The sequence below is a fragment of the Pseudomonas endophytica genome, assembly GCF_001411475.1.
Classification (GTDB): Bacteria; Pseudomonadota; Gammaproteobacteria; order Pseudomonadales; family Pseudomonadaceae; genus Aquipseudomonas; species Aquipseudomonas endophytica.
In genome coordinates this window covers 1-16,732 of the sequence record NZ_LLWH01000236.1, presented here as the reverse complement: position 1 = coordinate 16,732, position 16,732 = coordinate 1, and the positions used below count along the sequence as shown (strand labels likewise).

The window sequence follows — 16,732 nt, the reverse complement described above, 5'->3', positions numbered from 1 at the left end:
GGTATCGACGTCACCGTACTGACCGATCGTACGCAAACCATCCGCGCTTCGGTGCGCGATGTGCAACATGAACTGTTGATCGCCATTGCATTGGTGGTCATGGTCACCTTCCTGTTCTTGCGCCGTGCCAGCGCGACGATTATTCCCTCGATTGCCGTGCCGTTGTCGCTGGTCGGGACCTTTGGCGTGATGTACTTGGCCGGTTTTTCGGTGAATAACCTAACCCTGATGGCGCTGACCATTGCGACCGGGTTTGTGGTCGATGATGCCATCGTCATGCTGGAAAACATTTCGCGCTACATAGAAGAAGGCGACAGCCCGATGCAGGCCGCCCTCAAGGGCGCCAAACAAATTGGCTTCACGCTGATCTCGTTGACCCTGTCACTGATTGCGGTATTGATCCCGCTTTTATTTATGGGGGATGTGGTCGGGCGGCTATTCCGCGAATTTGCGATCACCTTGGCGGTGGCCATTCTGATCTCGCTGGTGGTGTCGCTCACGCTGACCCCAATGATGTGCGCGCGGTTGCTCAAGGCCGAGCCTAAACCAGAAGAGCAGAGCCGTTTTTACCGCGCCAGTGGTGCGTTTATTGACTGGATGATCGCCGAGTACGGGCGCATGTTGCAGTGGGTGCTCAAGCATCAGCCGCTGACGTTGCTGGTGGCCATCGGCACCTTGGCACTCACCGTATTGCTGTACATGGTGGTGCCCAAAGGCTTCTTCCCGGTGCAAGACACTGGGGTGATTCAAGGTATTTCTGAGGCGCCACAGTCAATCTCGTTCAGTGCCATGAGCCAGCGTCAACAAGCGTTGGGCAAGATCATCTTGCAAGACCCGGATGTTGAAAGCCTGTCTTCCTATATTGGTGTTGATGGCGATAACGCTACGCTCAACAGCGGGCGCATGCTCATTAACCTCAAGCCACACGGTGAGCGCACAGACAGTGCCTCAGAGGTGATCGCCCGCTTGCAGCCGCAGGTGGACAAGCTGGTCGGGATTCGTCTGTTTATGCAGCCGGTGCAAGACTTGACCATTGAGGACCGCGTCAGCCGTACCCAGTACCAGTTCAGTTTGTCGTCACCGGATGCTGACTTGCTCAGCACTTGGAGCCAAAAGCTGGTGACAGCCTTGAGCAATCAACCTGAGTTGACGGATGTCGCCAGCGACTTGCAAGACAAAGGGTTACAGGTGTTTCTGGTGATTGACCGTGATGCCGCCTCACGCCTTGGGGTGTCAGTGGCTAACATCACCGATGCGCTCTATGACGCCTTTGGTCAGCGGCAGATTTCCACCATCTACACTCAGGCCAGCCAGTACCGGGTGGTGTTGCAGGCCAAAGACGGCGAGACAATCGGCCCGCAGTCACTTGAACAAATCCACGTCAAAACCACCGATGGCGGTCAGGTGCGACTTTCTAGCTTGGCCAAGGTTGAAGAGCGTCAGTCGCAGCTGTCAATCTCTCATATCGGTCAATTCCCTTCAGTGATGGTTTCGTTCAACTTGGCACCCGGCGTGGCCCTTGGGCACGCAGTGGAGTTGATTGACCAAGTGCAGAAAGACATCGGCATGCCGGTCGGTGTGCAGACTGAGTTCCAGGGCGCCGCACAAGCGTTCCAGGCGTCTTTGTCGAGCACGCTGCTGCTGATTTTGGCCGCGGTGGTGACCATGTACATCGTGCTGGGCGTGCTTTACGAGAGCTACATCCACCCGATCACCATTCTTTCGACGCTGCCTTCTGCGGCGGTGGGCGCCTTGCTGGCGCTACTTCTGAGCGGTAATGATCTGGGGATGATCGCCATCATCGGCATCATCTTGCTGATCGGTATCGTGAAGAAAAACGCAATCATGATGATCGACTTCGCCCTCGACGCTGAACGCAATCAAGGGATGGCCCCGCATGACGCGATTTACCAAGCCGCGCTGCTGCGTTTTAGACCGATCTTGATGACGACGTTGGCGGCGTTGTTTGGTGCGGTGCCGCTAATGTTGGCGACCGGATCCGGTGCTGAATTGCGTCAACCGTTAGGTTTGGTGATGGTTGGCGGTTTGCTGGTGAGTCAGGTATTGACGTTGTTTACGACCCCGGTGATCTACCTGTATTTTGATCGGCTCGGGCGGCGCTGGCGGGGCAACCAGCCGGTGGTTGAGCAGGCATCGGTATGAATTTGTCCGGCCCGTTCATTAAGCGTCCGGTAGCGACCATGCTGCTGAGTCTGGCCATTATGTTGCTGGGCGGCGTGAGTTTTGGCTTGCTCCCTGTGTCGCCGCTGCCGCAGATAGATTTTCCGGTGATTGTGGTGTCGGCCAGTTTGCCGGGGGCCAGCCCTGAGGTCATGGCGTCTAGCGTTGCCACGCCGCTGGAGCGATCTTTCGGTGCGATTTCAGGGGTCAACACCATGAGTAGCCGCTCGAGCCAAGGCTCGACGCGGGTGATTTTGCAGTTTGATCAGAACCGCGATATCAACGGCGCTGCCCGTGAGGTACAAGCGGCGATTAACGCTTCGCGTAACTTGTTGCCAAGCGGTATGCGTAGCATGCCGACCTACAAGAAGGTTAACCCATCGCAAGCGCCAATCATGGTGCTATCACTGACCTCCGACGTGCTGGCCAAGGGCGAACTCTACGATTTAGCCTCGACCATCCTGTCGCAAAGCCTGTCGCAAGTGCCGGGTGTAGGTGAGGTGCAAATTGGCGGCAGTTCGTTGCCCGCAGTGCGTATCGAACTGGAGCCGCAGTTGCTCAACCAGTACGGCGTGGCGCTGGACGACGTGCGCGACACCATTGCCAACGCTAACGTGCGTCGCCCTAAAGGGGCGGTTTCTGACGATGAGCGTAACTGGCAGATTCAGGCCAATGATCAACTCGAAAAAGCCAAAGATTACGAGCCGCTGATCATCCGTTATCAGGACGGTGCTGCGCTGCGCTTGAGCAATGTGGCGAAGGTCACGGACAGTGTTGAAGACCGCTACAACAGTGGTTTTTTTAACAACGACGCGGCGGTGTTGCTGGTCATCAACCGTCAGGCCGGGGCCAACATCATTGAAACCGTGAATACGATCAAGGCCCAATTACCGGCGTTGGAAGCGGTGTTGCCCGCCAGTGTCAAATTGAACGTGGCCATGGACCGTTCGCCGGTGATCAAAGCCACGCTGCACGAAGCCGAAATGACCCTATTGATCGCCGTAGCGCTGGTGATTGTGGTGGTGTTTCTGTTTCTGGGTAACTGGCGCGCTTCGCTGATCCCGACTTTGGCGGTACCGGTATCCCTGGTGGGAACCTTCGCCATCATGTACCTGTACGGTTTCTCGCTGAATAACCTCTCTTTGATGGCCCTGATTCTGGCGACTGGGTTGGTGGTGGACGATGCCATCGTGGTACTGGAAAACATCTCGCGTCACATCGACGCCGGTATATCTCCGCTTAAAGCTGCTTATTTAGGGTCCAAGGAAGTCGGTTTTACCTTGCTCTCGATGAACGTCTCGCTGGTGGCGGTGTTTTTGTCGATCCTGTTTATGGGCGGGATTATTGAAAGCCTGTTTCGAGAGTTTTCGATCACTTTGGCGGCTGCGATTGTGGTGTCACTGGTGGTGTCGTTGACCTTGACCCCGATGCTCTGCGCGCGTTGGCTCAAACCGCACGTGCCGGGTACTGAAAACGCCATGCAACGCTGGAGCAATCGGATTAACGACCGCATGGTGCTCGGTTACGCCCGCAGCTTGGACTGGGTGCTGCGGCACAAGCGCCTGACGCTATTTAGCCTGCTGCTGACCATCGGCGTGAACGTAGCGCTGTACGTGGTGGTGCCTAAAACGTTCATGCCGCAACAAGATACCGGGCAGTTGATTGGTTTTGTGCGCGGCGATGATGGCCTGTCGTTCAGCGTGATGCAGCCGAAGATGGAGATCTTCCGTAAGGCGGTCATGGCGGACCCGGCAGTGGAGAGTGTGGCGGGGTTTATTGGCGGGGGCAGCGGCACTAATAACGCGCTGATGCTGGTGCGCCTCAAACCGATCACTGAGCGCAAGATTTCCGCGCAAAAAGTCATTGAGCGGCTGCGCGATAACATGCCCAAAGTACCGGGTGGGCGTCTGATGCTGATGGCAGATCAAGACTTACAGTTTGGGGGAGGGCGCGAGCAAACCAGTTCGCAGTATTCCTACATTCTGCAAAGCGGCGATCTTGACGCGTTGCGTAAGTGGTATCCAAAAGTAGTTGCCGCCTTCAAGTCGTTGCCACAACTCACTGCCATTGACGCCCGCGAAGGCCGTGGCGCGCAGCAAGTTACGCTGGTAGTCGACCGCGATCAGGCTAAGCGCTTGGGTGTTGACATGAACATGGTCACTACCGTGCTGAACAACGCTTACAGTCAGCGGCAAATTTCAACTATTTACGACAGCCTGAACCAGTATCAGGTGGTGATGGAGATCAATCCTAAATACGCGCAGGACCCGCAAACGCTGGATCAGGTCAAGATCATCACGGCTGACGGAGCGCGGATCCCGTTATCGGCCATTGCTCACTACGAGAACAGCCTACAAGCAGACCGGGTTGAACATGAGGGCCAATTCGCCTCCCAGAGCATCTCGTTTGACATGGCACCTGGCGTCTCGCTGGAGCAGGGCACTGCTGCCATTGAGCGTGAGATCGCCAAGTTGGGCTTGCCCGAAGAAGTCATCGTAAAAATGGCCGGGACGGGCGACGCCTTCGCGTCAACGCAAAAAAACCAACCGTTCATGATTTTGGGGGCGTTGGTGGCGGTGTATCTGGTGTTGGGGATTCTTTACGAGAGTTACATTCACCCGTTGATTTCACGGCTCGGGATCGTCTGGCTAATCGGCGTAGGTAAGAAAAATGCGATCTTGATGATCGACTTGGCATTGCAGTTGGAGCGGCATTCGGGGCTGAGCCCGCAAGCGTCGATTCGCAGTGCGTGCCTGCAACGTTTGCGGCCGATTCTGATGACCACGTTAGCCGCGATTCTCGGTGCCTTGCCGTTAATGCTTAGCCAGGCCGAAGGTGCAGAAATGCGTCAACCCTTGGGCCTGACCATCATCGGCGGGCTGGTCTTCAGCCAGATCCTGACCCTTTACACCACCCCGGTGGTTTACCTCTATCTCGACCGTGCGCGCCATCGTTTCAACAAATGGCGTGGTGTGCGTACGGATGCTGCTCTGGAAACTCCGCTATGACCTCTCATTTACTAAATCTTGCTCCGGCACTGTCATCCCAACGTTGGGTGCTTGCCCGTGGCTCGCGCCTATTGGGCTTAGTGCTGACGGGCGTTCTACTCAGCGCCTGTGCGGTAGGGCCTGACTATCAGCGTCCTGAGCTGGCAGTGCCGCAGCAGTTTAAAGAAGCTGAGGGCTGGACCCAAGCTAACCCCAGTGATGCTTTAGAGCGTGGCGCGTGGTGGGAGTTGTACGGTGACCCGCAGCTCAACGCTTTGGTAGTCAAGCTCAACAGTAACAACCAGAGTGTTGCGCAGTCTGAAGCGCAATTTCGGCAAGCTCAGGCCTTGGTACGCAATGCCCGCGCGGCGTTTTTACCGAGCGCTGACTTGAGCGTGGGTAAAACCCGTTCCAGCCAAGGTACTGGCAGTTCCAATTCCAGCTTGACCAGCTCCAGCAGTGGTATTCGAGACACCTTGAACGCGCAAGTCGGGGTCAGTTGGGAGGCCGATGTTTGGGGCAAACTGAGACGCGGCCTAGAGGCCAACGAAGCCAGCGCCGAAGCCAGCCACGCCGATTTAGCAGCGATGCGTTTGAGCCAACAGTCCGAGTTGGTTCAGAACTACTTGCAACTGCGAGTGATCGACGAGCAAAAGCGCTTGTTGCAAGCCACTGTCGAGGCTTATCAACGCTCATTGAAAATGAGCGAAAACCAGTACCGAGCGGGGATCTCCGGCAAAGACGCGGTGGCTCAGGCGCAGACCCAGTTGCGCAATACCCAGGCGAGCTTGATCGACTTGATCTGGCAACGGGCACAGTTTGAAAACGCCATTGCCGTGCTCACCGGCCAGCCCCCCTCGGTATTTAAGCTGGCTGAAATTAAAACGATTCCCACGCTCCCGGCGATCCCTGCCAGCGTGCCATCACAATTGCTGGAGCGCAGGCCGGATATAGCCTCGGCAGAACGTTCAATCATCGCCGCCAATGCCAACATTGGCGTGGCCAAAGCTGCCTATTACCCGGACTTCAGTCTGAGTCTGTCAGGCGGCTACAGTAGCAGCCAGTATCAGGACTGGATTAGCGTGCCGAATCGTTTCTGGTCGGTCGGGCCGAAAATCTCTTTGCCGTTGTTCGATGGGGGGCAGCGTTCGGCTGAAGTCGATCGTAATGACGCGGTGTATGACCAGACCGTGGCAAAATACCGTCAGACCGTGCTTGATGGCTTGCGTGAAGTCGAAAACTACAGGGTGCAATTAAACGTGTTGGGCGATGAAAGCGTGGTTCAGGAGCAGGCATTAGAATCTGCCCGTGAGTCACTGCGCCTGACCACGAACCAGTACAAGGCCGGGTTGATTGCTTATCTGGATGTGGTAACGGTTCAGACCACAGCGCTGAGCACTGAGCGTAGCGTTTTGAACCTGCTGCAAAGCCGTTTGATTGCCAGCGTACAACTGATTGCCGCTCTGGGCGGTGGCTGGGATGGCAATTTGGACGCGGGTGAGCGTTGATGCAGACGCCTAAGCTCAGGGCCATATAGGCCCTGATTTCAGGACAACCCTCAGACCAAGGCTACGGGTTTTCGGCAAACACCTCACGGATACTGCGCCGACGAGCATAGTGTTCACTGGTGCGTACTAAGGCTTCTAGGTCCTCTGGTGTCACGTCAATAAATGCATCCATTTGCTCCATGGCCTTTTGCAGGTCTTCGGCGGTGATGCCTGCTTCTCCAGGGATATGCGGGGTCACGACCGCGGGCGGGGCTTGAGCGGTTATTTTTGGATAGCGCACCCGGGTCAAATTGTTATAGGCCAGCGCAACCAGCAGCATGCACACGGCGCTCAACATGACTGGAGCAAGAATGCCCCAGCCCAAGCGGGCGCTGGCCGGGTCTGCCAGTACCACCAGCAAAGCCAAGGCACCTGCTGGCGGGTGTAGGCAGCGCAGCAGGCACATAATAATCAGCGCCAAACCTGCTGCTAGACACGCGCTGTCTAGGTTGCGGCCAAAAAAATGCACGATGCACATAGAGACCAATGCGGCACAGAGATAGCCGCCGACTATCGACCAAGGTTGTGCCAAGGCCCCGGAGGGTACGGCAAACAGCAAAATGGCAGATGCCCCCAAAGGACCAATCAAATGAATGGCCACAGGCGTGCCGAAGAGCTGGCTACAGATCCAGACACACAGCAGAGTGCCCAGTGAGACGCCGATCGCAGCGCGACCCCATTCGGAGGGGCGAGTGTTGGTGGCCGCAGGCAACAGGCGGCTGATCCAGCTGTTTTGCATGGTGGAAAAATCCGGTATTGGGCAGTGAAAAGATAAAAAAAGGGCTATGCGGGTTTCCCGGCAAGCCCTTGAAGGTGTTCCTTTATAGGGGAGGAACGTGCGCAGTTTGCTCGCACTGTTATCAATCCGCAAATTCATAATAATGATGTTTAATTGCAATTTTTATGAGTTAAAGGGGGCGGCGTTTGCGAACTGAGCTGTCACTTAAGCTACGAAGCGCCTGCGCAGTGCCAAGTTTGTCTGCGGTTAATCTGCCAAGTACGCGTTCATGGACGTCGTTGCTCAACAGTTGCCTCTCAACAAGGCCTCGCAAACCGCAACTATTAGCCAGTGGCACTTTTAACAGCAGTAGGGCATCACGTAGCGTGCTCAAACGCCCCAGTTCGGGCATGCATAGCCCGCTTTCTGATGGCGCAATAGATGGCAGGCTTGGCTCAAGTGCGGGCAGATCGTCGGCAAACAAGGAATAACTCATCACGTCGAACCCCTATAGAAAGGCTATTTAACATCTGGCGGTGCGGTCTGCTCGGTGGGAGCGTCTTGCGCGTGGCGATACAAACAGCGACATATCGCCTATTTACTTGGCGTGGGATATGAGATTTGGTCCAGCGATTGTAAAGCGCGTTCTCCCGGTCGTATTGTCAGGCAGAGCGTAACTAGCGATAAGATTTACGGAGAAGTCCGTGGGATTTTTCTGTGGGGGGACAGGACAATGTGCTGAGAAAAATCGTACATAGATCTGTTTTTAAACGTACTGAACCAGATGCCAATACCCACTGATCAAGACTTAGCTGAAATAAACCGACGTATGTTTAGGTGCTGGCGAGGAGTGCAGGTTTCGGTCAGCGTCAAAACCATTAGCAGGGGGGCGATCATTTTCAGCCGCGCGATTGAATTTCTTGCTATAAACGCACTCCATTAGCCCCTGTGAACGTTTTTTTCGTCGCTTTACACGTTTTGCTGGACAAATAGCTGTCATTTCAGTTGCTGACTCGATAAGTCGGCCTTAGACTGCCGCCCCTCGTAAATTGAGTGCCGGGTGGCGCTTGAAATAGATGGCACCTAACTGGCTTAGATGAAGATCGGTCAGAACGCTCCCTAGTTCGCCTTAATGCACGTATTTTTTATAGAGAAATCAATGACAAAGGATAAGTTGCTGGCCATGCCGGCGGATGACTACATGAATGCCGAGCAACACACTTTTTTCACTGAGCTGTTGCAAGGCATGAAGGTTGAAACCCACGCACGTATTGAGCAAAACCGCATGGCGATCGAAAGCCTGGACACCCCGGCTGATCCTGCAGATGCCGCTTCGGTTGAAGAAGAGCGTACGTGGTTAGTGAACTCCATAGATCGTGATCAGCGCATGCTGCCTCAGCTGGAACAAGCGCTTGAGCGCATTAAAGAGGACAGCTTCGGTTGGTGTGATGACAGCGGTGAAGCGATTGGCCTCAAGCGCCTGCTGATCAGTCCGACCACCAAGTACTGCATCGAAGCTCAAGAGCGTCACGAGCAAATCGACAAGCACCAGCGTCAAGCTTAAATGCTTGAACTTACCGGGGCCTGATGGCCCCGGTAGCTTTGGGTTCTGCATGCATTCGCTGTGCTGCCCACCTCCACGTTGTAAAACCTTGTACAACAACCCTTGCGTGTTGAGTGACCCGCTCTGTCTAGCATCTTATTGCTGCGCGACTTTTTTACGCGTGAGTAGGATGATCAAGGGTGAACTTCATGAGTGATTCGAGTAACCCAATGCGCAGGTTGCGTGTGGGTATTTTCTTTGATGGAACGGCCAACAACTATTTCAACAATGCTGTGGGCCTAACGCGCTTGGTACACGGCTTGAGGGTCGAGGCAGATAGCAGCTATACAAGCGCTCTAACCAATATTGCAAAACTGCATCAGCATTACCCTGCACAACAGGCGTTCGATGCCGATGGCAATGCCGTAACTTCGCTTTATATCAGCGGTATCGGTACTACCACAGGCGCTGCTGATACGCGCTTTCCCGCACAGACCTTTGGTCGTGGCAGTCACGGAGTGGTGGGCAAGGCAGAGCAGGCTTATGCACAGCTGCTTGAGTGCCTTACGCATTTTTTGCGAGAGGCAGACACTCTAAACCATTTGCATCTGGATATTTTCGGCTTCAGTCGCGGTGCAGCGGCGGCCCGACATTTTGCCAATCTGATTAGCACGCGTTCTTTTAAATCCCAGCTCGCTTTAGCCGCTGAGGTTGAGTGCGTGATTAGCTTTATCGGATTGTTCGATACCGTTGCTGCAATGGGTGGGCTTTCAGACAGGGGCGACATCAGTGATGACTACAACCCCGGGCTTGACCTGTATCTAAGCCCTGAGTGCGCGCATAGCGTCGTGCAATTAGCGGCACGCGATGAGCAACGGCGCAATTATTCGCTAAATCGTATTACACCGCAGTGGCAAATGGATATTAGCGTTCCCGGTGTGCATGCCGATGTAGGCGGTGGGTATCCGGCGCTCATGTCTGAGGAGGTTTTTCTAAGCCGCTGGCACACCAATCGGGTCAGTTTGTCCACGCCGGTTACGCTGACTCAAGCATGGCAAAACGCGAGTGCCGAACTGGCAGACTGGCGAGCCAAAGACTTATTGGACCCCAGCGATCAGGATCGCTTGTTGCAAGTGCGTACTGATTCGCGCCGTGAAGGCAGTCGCGATGACCCCATGCAGCAGGTCATGGCAGCGGTGTTTATGCGGCGCCGTTTGCGGGGCGAGTTATCACGTGTGTACTTACGCATCATGCACAGCTTGGCATGTGAGCAGGGCGTCCCATTCAACGCGTTGAGCGAGGCTGATTCGGCGTTACCGGCAGAGTTATTACCGATTGAGGCCAAGCTCCAAGCACAAGTTCGTCTGGGTGTCGTTGATTTGACGGATGAGGACGAGCGCGTATTACGCCAACGCTATATCCACCAATCGGCTAATTGGAATGCCTCGTTGGGTTCTAGTGTGGGGGGCATCGAGCAGGCATTTTTCAATCGGCCGCAGGCAGGCGGGCGTTTGGTTCATGAGCAACAGGTGTCAGTCTGTGGGTAAGCGTCTCTTTAGATTGTTGCAAACAATGCAATGGATCTATTCGGGACATAGCTTTTTCTAAGCACCTTGAAGGACTAAGATAGCCCACATCGTTAGGCAGCTAACTATTTGATGGAGTAAAGCTCATGTCTAAGCAGGTTGATGTAGCCGTCATGATCGGCACGGGTGTTCCTGAAAGCTTGCGCGCCCTAGGCCGCAAAATCTGTTGGGTTGTGCTGGTCAATGGTGAGCAGCGAGGGACGGCCTTCTCTAGTCGGGTAGAAGCTGAAGAGTGCCGTAGTGCGTGGTTGGCGCAACTAAGCGCCAACCAGTACAGACGACCAGAGCAGGCTCAGCGTGCTTGATGCAGGCGTTCATTCAACTCGTCGATAACAATCGCCCAGTTATCGTCGGCGTTAATTTTCTCTTTCAGAAGCTGGGATTGGGCAGGTTTCCAAAAAGGCGCATCGGCTAATTTGACGTCTTCAGGCACTTGGTTTTTGGCAATAAACGCCTCAATCGAAGTGTCGTCAGACGCCAATCCCAGTTGTTCAAACAAGGCTTGCAGGGTGATAGGTGTATCGTCCATGTTCATCTCCTTCAGTGAGTGTCCGGGTCTGTGCATCTGAGGCCCGTGAACGCCAAGAGTTCGAGGCCAAGCCTAGAATAGAAACAAGAAGGATGTAGCCCACGCTGCGTTTAAGTGTTCAAACCACCCGCATCGACGGCTGCTTTTAGTTCCTTGGCAGATTCTATGCCCGCAACTTTAGCCAGCTCGGCGGTCTTGAACCAACGGTCCTTCTCGACTTGGTAGTAACTCACTTTGGTTAGAGGTGGTTTTGGCCGCATCACGATCACAGCCTGAAATTCTCCGTCGACTTCTTTAACGTCACCACGGATGAAATACTCGCCAATATCAAATTCCGTCACGTGTCACGATCCCTTGCAAGTAATGAAGTGCCGATGAGCTGGCGGCATGGGCCAGCCGATTTTTGCGCAAGTATGGCAGTTGTTAGCTGTGTGTGGCGCAGTTAACGAGTCGGCGCGACGAAAGCCCAGTTGAATATGTGACCCATCGGGAAGAAAATAAGCCGTTCCACACATTGGGAACAGGATGTGTATACCCATTCTTAAGCGCGAGTCGGTAGAATAGCGCCCCAACTGAGTACAACCTCATGTGTGAGAACACATACGCAGGTTAATTTCCTTCAAACTCTGGCGCTTGTTTGCCGGGGTAATCTAGGCGGGAATCCATTAGTCTTTACGTCGCAAGCCACCCCTGACCCCAACAGTCAGATCACCTGCTCGTACTCGGGTTTATCAATGGGTGGCTGAGGTTTTTTTTCTGCCCAACATTTAAGGGGCGGTTTATTTCTTGTTATCGAGGGCTTTTCGTTGGCAGTCAGCAATTTGGAGATGCACGCTTTATTTGTGTTGGGTGACTTGCGAGCCCGCTTGGTTAAACTCTTCCAGTCGCGTTTTGTCTATGTCACCGAACAAACGGCTGAAGGTATCTACATTGCTGAAATCGATACCGAAACAGCGTTGGTTGTAGACGATAAGCCCGGCCTGAAGCTAAAGGTTGGCGATCATTTCAGCGCCGCGGTCATGCCGAGCCGTGAAGGTGGCAAGCTGGATATTAAATTTCGTGAAATCAAAATGACGGTTTATGGCATTGGTGACTATGCCTACGTTAACTCGCCCTTAGGCGAAGGTATCGTCTTTAAGGAGGGGCAAACGGTCATGTTGGTGTTTGCGGCCACCGAGCAACTTGAAGCGGGCCTGAGCAAAACCTTAAAAGCGGTGACCACCAAAGCGGCCAAATGGCGTAAGGGTGAGTTGACATTTAAGGCCAGCAAAGAGTGACCGCGACCCGTGGCGAGTTCCACCAGCTGCACCTTGAGCAAGCCCAAGCTAAGGCCAGCCAGTTATTTGCTCAACGCCCGGTTCTTAAAGGGGCTTGGCTGACTTGGGTGGCGGGTCAACTCTACACCTTGAGCCCAGCCGAATACGCGAGCATGGTTCGACGAGAATTACAGCGCTTACAGACGAGCAACGAGGCCTTAATGCCGCTGTCGTAGGTCGCAGTTAGCGGGTGTCCTGCGGATGCAGCTCTTGTTGTTTTTGATCTATCGTTGACTCGTGCAGTTTGCAGCAGTGCTGATTGATAGCGACAGGGTCAAGCGGGACCAAGGTCTATACGCATTTGCGTACGTTGGCTTCAGCGCGCAGTACAATCGCGCACTTTTATCGGGCATGGATGCTGTTCGATATCGCTCAAGAGATAGCTCATGGTTGCTGCAACGTATTCTCCCGCCCTGGTGTTAATGTCCCTATGTGTCGCCATTTTGGCATCCTATACCGCGCTTGATCTGAGCGGTCGAATTGCCACTGCGCGCGGGCGAACAGTCTACCTGTGGATGGGCGGCGGGGCGCTGGCCATGGGGATTGGCGTCTGGTCTATGCATTTCATAGGGATGCTCGCGCTAGAGGTGCCAATAGCGTTGGGCTACGACGTGGGGCTCACGCTCTGGTCGTTACTGGTGGCGATTTTGTCCTGCGGTTTTGCCTTGTGGCTGGTCAGCCAGCCAAGCCTGCCAGCCCTGCAATTATTTTTGGGCTCATTGATCATGGGCGCGGGAATCAGCGCCATGCACTACAGCGGCATGGCAGCCTTAAAAATGCAGCCGGGTATTGATTACGACCCGGCCCTGTTTGGCTTGTCGCTAGTCATTGCCGTTGGCGCTTCGGCAGCGGCGTTGTCCATTGCCTTTCGCCTACGCAAACACAGCCCTTATGTACGTCTGATGCGCGGTGGCGCCTCCGTGGTTATGGGGCTGGCGATTGTCGGCATGCATTACACCGGCATGGCAGCGGCGAACTTCCCTGAGGGCAGCTTCTGCGGCGCGCTTGTCGGAGGACTCAGCGGTAAAGGTTTGGATAATTTGGTGCTGGTGTCGAGTCTGGCGGTCTTAGTTATCGCTTTGCTGACCTCGATCTTTGATGCCCGGCTGGACGCTCGCACGGCGGCACTGGCGGACTCTCTGACGCTGGCTAACCAAGAACTCACACAACTGGCTTTACATGACACCCTGACCGGGTTGCCTAACCGTATCTTGCTGGCTGACCGGATCAGCCAAGCGATGGGCAAAGTAGCGGAGCAGGGCGGATGTTTCTCGCTGATGTTTATTGATTTGGACGGCTTCAAGCCGGTCAATGATGCGTTTGGGCATCACGTGGGTGACCGTTTGCTGCAAGAGGTGGCCGTGCGTTTGCGCGAGCAGTTGCGCAGCCAAGACACGTTGGCGCGCATTGGGGGTGATGAGTTTGTGTTGCTCGTGCGGTTGACCGAGCCGGACGACGTGCCGCAAGTGGCCGCTCGACAAGTCGGCTTGTTATCGAAAGGTTTTCGGGTGGATGAGCATGACCTGCAGATCTCCGCGAGTGTCGGTATTGCGCTCTTTCCTGGCAATGGCAAGACCGCTGAGGAACTGCTGATGAACGCAGACGCCGCGATGTACCACGCCAAAGGCGGGGGCAAGAATGGCTATAGTTTCTTCGACGTATCCATGAACACCAATGCCCGCAAGCAATTGCAACTGTTGCAGGATTTACGTCAGGCGCTGGTGCATAAGCAGTTCCGGCTGCACTACCAACCCAAATTCGATGCCAGCAGCGGCAAGCCTGTTGGGGCCGAAGCCTTGCTGCGCTGGGAACACCCGCAACAGGGCTTGTTGCAGCCGAACGACTTTATCGAGCTGGCAGAAAAAACCGGTTTGATCATCCCCATTGGCGAGTGGGTGCTTAATGAAGCCTGCCGCCAAATGCGTATCTGGTTTGACCAGGGTTATAGCGATTGGCGAATTGCGGTCAATCTGTCGGCGTTGCAATTTTGCTATGGCGGGCTGGTCGACAGTGTTGTGTTGGCGTTAGAGCGCAACCAATTACCGGCTAACAGCTTGACCTTGGAAATTACTGAAACCACCGCCATGAGCGACGCTGACGCGAGTATGACCGTGCTGCAAAAGCTATCGCAAATGGGGGTCGATCTGTCTATTGATGACTTTGGTACGGGCTATTCGAGCCTGATGTACCTCAAGCGCCTGCCTGCCAATGAGTTGAAGATCGACCGAGGTTTTGTGCGTGACTTGGAGCATGACGGCGATGATGCCGCGATTGTCTCGGCGATTGTGGCGTTGGGCCAAGCACTGGGCTTGCGGATCGTCGCTGAAGGGGTTGAAACAGACACGCAGCAAAGCTTCTTGACCACGCTGGGGTGTGACTCTTTGCAAGGGTTCCTACTCGGTCAACCGCTACCTGCTGACCAGTTTATGGCCGATATTCAGCGCGCCCAACCTCCTGTCACGGGCAAGCCGACAGCGGCCTAACAAATCCGTAGTATCGCGGTTACTCTATGTATGCCTATCGACACCGTTAGCTGGAGGAGTGCGTATTTATGGATAAAGTCATCGTGATCACCGGGGGTGGTCGTGGCATTGGTGCGGCAACAGCTTTGCTAGCGGCGCAACAGGGTTATCGGATTTGTATCAATTACCAGTCAGATGACACCTCAGCGCATGAAGTGCTAGACCAAGTGCGAGCGCTGGGCGCGCAGGCCATCGTCGTGCGGGCTGACGTGAGTGATGAGGACGAGGTGGTCAGATTGTTCGCACGCGTTGATCGGGAGCTGGGCCAAGTTACGGCGTTGGTCAACAATGCGGGTACTGTGGGGCATAAGTCTCGTGTCGACGAGATGTCAGAAGTGCGAATTTTGCATACCCTGAAAACCAACGTATTAGGCCCGATTCTGTGCGCCAAACATGCGGTGCTGCGCATGTCTGCGCGTTACGGTGGGCAAGGCGGCAACATCGTTAACGTGTCATCAGTGGCCGCACGGCTGGGCTCGCCGAGCGAGTACGTCGACTACGCGGCTTCCAAAGGCGCACTCGACACTTTTACTTTGGGCTTGTCCAAAGAACTGGCAAGCGAGGGTATCCGCGTCAATGCCGTGCGGCCAGGTTACATTTTTACCGACTTCCACGCCCTGAGTGGCGACCCTGGGCGGGTTAGCAAACTTGAGCCGGCCATCCCTATGGGCCGGGGCGGTCGACCGGAAGAGGTCGCCGAAGCCATTATCTGGTTGCTGTCGGACAAAGCCTCTTACACCACTGGCACCTTCCTTGACCTAGGGGGTGGGCGTTAACGGTTATTGCAATTCCTTTGAATCTGCCGATAATGCGACTTATTGTTATTTGAGTCTGATTATCTATTGTGCCTTCTCGACAGGATCCACCACGTTGTTGCAACGAGGAAACCGGGTTCTGTTTATTACGTGTCACATACGGTGGATTGAACATGGGCAAAAACAAGGTTGATCCCATCACCCGTGCTGCTATTGATTGGGTCGTGTGCTTGGAGTCAGGGCATGCATGCCCCTCCGAACGCCAAGTGTTCAAGGCTTGGTTGGCCGAAAGCCCGGAACACAAAGCCGCTTGGCTGCGGGTTGCCGGGCTGCTCAAGAACCCGCTAGCTGATACTTCTGGCCAACTGCTCGTGGTGCGTAGGGCATTGCTGGGCAAAACCTCAGCGTCATCAACTCAAGCTGTGCGCGGTGTTATGGTGCTTCTACTGTTGTTACTTGGGCTTGGAGGCGCAGGGCTGGTGGATTGAAACCATACCCCTGCGAGCTCCACTCTTGCCTCATAGGTCGTGTAAGCCCAAAGAGCGTTCAGGGTTAAACGTCAGCGGCGCAACTTAAGGGCGCTGGCTAGGCTGATAGCCAATGGCAAGCGCGGCAGTAAGGTTGCCTGATACGCGTGATAAAGATCCCCCTTGCCAGGCCAAATGGTTGCCGATGGTAAATTGTCTGGCCCCAGCTCATGGTGCCAACTGCCGTGCTCACGGTCGATCAGGTGCAGGTCGATGTAATCCCAAAAACGCTGATACCACTCATCGTACTCAGGCTCGCCAGTGCGCTGGATTAACGCCGTGGCAGCCGCGACAGCTTCGGCAAGTGTCCAATGCAGGCGCTCGCGAACCAGTGGCTGGTGGCTCCAGTCCACGGTGTAAACAATGCCTGGCGCCCCATCGACCTGCCAGCCGTACAGGCAAGCGCTGTGGAACAGTTGGCGGGCATCGTTCAAAAGCCACTCGGGTGTTGGCATGCCGCGCTGTTTGCGTGCCGCCTCAAGATGCAGCAACAGACGCGCCCACCCAAATCCATGGCCCGG

Annotated in this window: 15 protein-coding genes and 1 pseudogene; 11 read left to right on the top strand and 5 right to left on the bottom strand. The window is 55.0% G+C overall.

The genetic code is table 11. The features are described 5' to 3' along the window. The 3 genes from AQS70_RS22640 to AQS70_RS22630 all read left to right on the top strand — a co-directional run. A partial coding sequence (locus AQS70_RS22640; RefSeq protein WP_055104972.1) for an efflux RND transporter permease subunit occupies positions 1-2,163 on the top strand: 2,163 nt, incomplete at its 5' end. After that, a complete protein-coding gene (locus tag AQS70_RS22635; protein WP_055104971.1) occupies positions 2,160-5,189 on the top strand; it encodes an efflux RND transporter permease subunit in 3,030 nt (1,009 codons plus the stop codon). The genes AQS70_RS22640 and AQS70_RS22635, both read left to right, overlap by 4 nt. Then, positions 5,186-6,676: an efflux transporter outer membrane subunit gene (locus tag AQS70_RS22630; protein ID WP_055104970.1), complete on the top strand. Its 1,491-nt coding sequence runs from the start codon at positions 5,186-5,188 to the stop codon at positions 6,674-6,676. The genes AQS70_RS22635 and AQS70_RS22630 overlap by 4 nt, the downstream gene beginning before the upstream one ends. A gap of 61 nt (positions 6,677-6,737) precedes the next feature. Here the strand turns inward: AQS70_RS22630 and AQS70_RS22625 are convergent, their stop codons facing one another. Both AQS70_RS22625 and AQS70_RS22620 read right to left on the bottom strand, forming a co-directional pair. Next, positions 6,738-7,454 (bottom strand): HPP family protein, encoded by a 717-nt coding sequence (locus AQS70_RS22625; protein WP_055104969.1) that lies wholly within the window; start codon positions 7,452-7,454, stop codon positions 6,738-6,740. A gap of 169 nt (positions 7,455-7,623) precedes the next feature. After that, on the bottom strand, positions 7,624-7,929 hold the full coding sequence (locus tag AQS70_RS22620) for a hypothetical protein (protein ID WP_055104968.1): 306 nt from the start codon (positions 7,927-7,929) through the stop codon (positions 7,624-7,626). Positions 7,930-8,592: 663 nt separating this feature from the next. Here AQS70_RS22620 and AQS70_RS22615 point away from each other — a divergent pair. The 3 genes and pseudogenes from AQS70_RS22615 (at position 8,593) to AQS70_RS22605 (ending at position 10,867) form a co-directional block, all read left to right on the top strand. Further along, positions 8,593-8,997: a TraR/DksA family transcriptional regulator gene (locus tag AQS70_RS22615; protein ID WP_055104967.1), complete on the top strand. Its 405-nt coding sequence runs from the start codon at positions 8,593-8,595 to the stop codon at positions 8,995-8,997. Positions 8,998-9,185: 188 nt separating this feature from the next. Next, positions 9,186-9,893: pseudogene (locus tag AQS70_RS24360) on the top strand (phospholipase effector Tle1 domain-containing protein); the annotation flags it as partial. Between the two features lie 755 nt (positions 9,894-10,648). Next, positions 10,649-10,867, top strand: a complete 219-nt coding sequence (locus AQS70_RS22605) for a hypothetical protein (protein WP_055104966.1) — start codon at positions 10,649-10,651, stop codon at positions 10,865-10,867. Here the strand turns inward: AQS70_RS22605 and AQS70_RS22600 are convergent. After that, a complete protein-coding gene (locus tag AQS70_RS22600; protein ID WP_055104965.1) occupies positions 10,855-11,091 on the bottom strand; it encodes a DUF2789 domain-containing protein in 237 nt (78 codons plus the stop codon). The two genes, AQS70_RS22605 and AQS70_RS22600, sit on opposite strands and share 13 nt — an antisense overlap. Positions 11,092-11,201: 110 nt before the next feature. Then, positions 11,202-11,432, bottom strand: coding sequence for a hypothetical protein (locus tag AQS70_RS22595; RefSeq protein WP_055104964.1), 231 nt, complete (start codon positions 11,430-11,432; stop codon positions 11,202-11,204). A 465-nt stretch (positions 11,433-11,897) separates the two neighbouring features. Here AQS70_RS22595 and AQS70_RS22590 point away from each other — a divergent pair, with 465 nt between their 5' ends. From AQS70_RS22590 to AQS70_RS22570, 5 genes are all read left to right on the top strand, one after another. Beyond that, positions 11,898-12,368 (top strand): hypothetical protein, encoded by a 471-nt coding sequence (locus AQS70_RS22590; protein WP_055104963.1) that lies wholly within the window; start codon positions 11,898-11,900, stop codon positions 12,366-12,368. After that, positions 12,365-12,583: a hypothetical protein gene (locus tag AQS70_RS22585; RefSeq protein ID WP_055104962.1), complete on the top strand. Its 219-nt coding sequence runs from the start codon at positions 12,365-12,367 to the stop codon at positions 12,581-12,583. The genes AQS70_RS22590 and AQS70_RS22585 overlap by 4 nt, the downstream gene beginning before the upstream one ends. Positions 12,584-12,793: 210 nt before the next feature. After that, positions 12,794-14,890, top strand: a complete 2,097-nt coding sequence (locus tag AQS70_RS22580; protein ID WP_055104961.1) for a putative bifunctional diguanylate cyclase/phosphodiesterase — start codon at positions 12,794-12,796, stop codon at positions 14,888-14,890. A gap of 68 nt (positions 14,891-14,958) precedes the next feature. Then, a complete protein-coding gene (locus tag AQS70_RS22575) occupies positions 14,959-15,705 on the top strand; it encodes an SDR family oxidoreductase (protein WP_055104960.1) in 747 nt (248 codons plus the stop codon). A gap of 152 nt (positions 15,706-15,857) precedes the next feature. Then, positions 15,858-16,172 carry a FecR/PupR family sigma factor regulator gene (locus tag AQS70_RS22570; protein WP_055104959.1) on the top strand — a complete coding sequence of 105 codons (315 nt, stop codon included), beginning with the start codon at positions 15,858-15,860 and terminating at the stop codon, positions 16,170-16,172. Between the two features lie 71 nt (positions 16,173-16,243). On the opposite strand, the gene AQS70_RS22565 is transcribed toward AQS70_RS22570, so the two are convergent. Beyond that, positions 16,244-16,732, bottom strand: a 489-nt coding sequence (locus tag AQS70_RS22565; protein WP_187331838.1) for an AGE family epimerase/isomerase, incomplete at its 5' end; no start/stop codon positions are given.